The sequence below is a fragment of the Streptomyces capoamus genome, assembly GCF_014654935.1.
GTDB classification, from domain to species: Bacteria; Actinomycetota; Actinomycetes; order Streptomycetales; family Streptomycetaceae; genus Streptomyces; species Streptomyces capoamus.
Window position 1 is genome coordinate 185,723 of sequence record NZ_BNBF01000012.1, and the last position, 2,345, is coordinate 188,067.

Annotated in this window: 2 protein-coding genes; both read left to right on the plus strand. The window is 73.6% G+C overall.

Features of this window, described 5'->3' with window-relative positions:
- The first annotated feature begins 288 nt into the window (after positions 1–288).
- Complete coding sequence (locus IE312_RS20505; RefSeq protein WP_370467578.1) at positions 289–1,365, plus strand: AAA family ATPase; 1,077 nt, start codon at positions 289–291, stop codon at positions 1,363–1,365.
- Positions 1,365–2,345: DUF58 domain-containing protein (locus IE312_RS20510; protein ID WP_229900200.1), on the plus strand; the 981-nt coding region annotated here is incomplete at its 3' end. The genes IE312_RS20505 and IE312_RS20510, both read left to right, overlap by 1 nt.

Below are 2,345 nucleotides of genomic sequence, written 5' to 3' on the forward strand. Positions count from 1 at the left end.
ATGGACGCACGGGTGTGCTGCGCGAAGTGGACCCGAACCGATCCGGGCGCCGGGCCACCGCACCGGCGCACGTCCCGCCGTCCCGTATCGAACAATGGGGTCGAAAAGTCGTAAGAGCGGCATCGGGCGGGCAGTTGTCCACAGGCGAGTGACACGAATCGGTAACGGCAGCAAGAATGCGGGGTGTGACATCACGCGGAACCTTTTCCGCGTGGTGTCCGTGTTTCGGGGTGGGCCGGGTTCGCACAGAGAGCGTCGGCCCGGAAAGAACGGGCCGAGGAGGGCCGGGTGACGACCTATGACGATCGGGCGAGCCATGGGGGTACCCCCACCCCAGTGAATACGGGGGTGGGGGAAGATCTGACCGCCACGGTGGAGCGGGTACGCGGTTCGGTGGAGGCCGTGATCGAGGGCAAGCCGGAGGTCGTACGGCTCGCGCTGACCGTGCTGCTCGCCGAGGGCCACCTGCTGATCGAGGACGTCCCCGGGGTGGGCAAGACGATGCTCGCCAAGGCGCTGGCGCGGTCCATCGACTGCTCGGTGCGGCGCATCCAGTTCACGCCGGACCTGCTGCCCTCGGACATCACCGGCGTGTCCATCTGGGACCAGCAGCGCCGTGACTTCGAGTTCAAGCCGGGCGCCATCTTCGCGCAGATCGTGATCGGCGACGAGATCAACCGCGCCTCGCCCAAGACCCAGTCCGCGCTGCTGGAGTCCATGGAGGAGCGCCAGGTCACCATCGACGGGCAGACGTACGAACTGCCCAGCCCGTTCATGGTGGTGGCCACCCAGAACCCGGTCGAGATGGAGGGCACGTACCCGCTGCCGGAGGCCCAGCGCGACCGCTTCATGGCCCGGGTGTCCGTGGGGTACCCGAGCGTCGAGGCCGAGTTGCGGATGCTCGACGTCCACGGCGGGGTCAGCCCGCTGGAGGACCTCCAGCCGGTGGCGCACGCGCACGACATCGTGAAGCTGGTCGAGGCGGTCCGCGGGGTGCACGTCTCCGAGCCGGTCCGGCGGTACGCGGTCGAACTGGTCGCCGCCACCCGCACCCACCCCGACCTCCGGCTCGGCGCCTCCCCGCGCGCGACCCTGCACCTGCTGCGCGCGGCGAAGGCCTCCGCGGCCCTCGCCGGCCGGGACTACGCGCTGCCGGACGACGTCCAGGCGCTCGCCGGCGCCGTCCTCGCCCACCGCCTGCTGCCCACCGCCCAGGCCCAGCTCAACCGGCGTACGGCCGAGCAGGTGGTGGGGGAGATCCTGCAGCACACCCCGGTGCCCGCCGCGTCCGGCCGGCCGGGCGGCTTCGACGGCCTGGGCCGCACCGTCCCGGCCTATCCCCAGCAGCCGCCGCGGAGTCGGTGATGGGCACCGGGGGCACCGCGCCGGCGCAGGCCGACCGGGGCGGGGCGAGCGGGGTCCGTACGGCCCTGGCGGGTCTCACCACCCGGGGCCGCTCCTTCCTCGCGGCCGGGATCGCCGCCGCGGTCTGCGCGTTCGTGCTGGGCCTGAGCGAGCTGCTGCGGGTGGGCCTGCTGCTCGCCGTGCTGCCCCTGATCTGCGCGACCGTGCTGTACCGCACGCGCTACCGGGTGGCCGCGAGCCGCCGTCTCGCCCCCGGGCGGGTGCCGGCCGGCAGCGAGGCCCGGGTGCACCTGCGCATGGACAACGTCTCCCGGCTGCCCACCGGTCTGCTGATGCTCCAGGACCGGGTGCCGTACGTCCTCGGGCCCCGGCCCCGCTTCGTGCTGGACCGGGTGGAGCCGCAGGGCAGCCGCGAGGTGTCCTACCGGGTCCGCTCGGACCTGCGGGGCCGCTATCCGCTGGGCCCGCTGCAGCTGCGGCTGACGGACCCCTTCGGCATGTGCGAGCTGACCCGCTCCTTCTCGGCGTGCGACACGCTCACGGTGATCCCGCGGGTGGAGCCGCTGGCCCCGGTCCGCTTCGGCGGCGAGGCCACGGGGTACGGCGACGGGCGGCAGCGCTCCCTGGCCCTGGCCGGCGAGGACGACGTGATCCCGCGCGGCTACCGCTACGGTGACGACCTGCGCCGGGTGCACTGGCGGTCCACCGCGCGCTACGGCGAGCTGATGGTGCGCCGCGAGGAACAGCCCCGCCGCTCCCGGTGCACCGTCCTGCTGGACACCCGCGGCGGTGCCTACGAGGGCGCGGGCCCGGACGCGGCCTTCGAGTGGGCCGTCTGCGGTGCCGCCTCGGTGCTGGTGCACATGCTGGAGCGCGGCTTCTCGGTACGGCTGGTGACCGACACCGGCAGCGCGGTGCCCGGTGAGGGCGCCGACGGGTTCGCGGGCACCGGCCAGGAGAGCGCGGACGCGGCCGGGCTG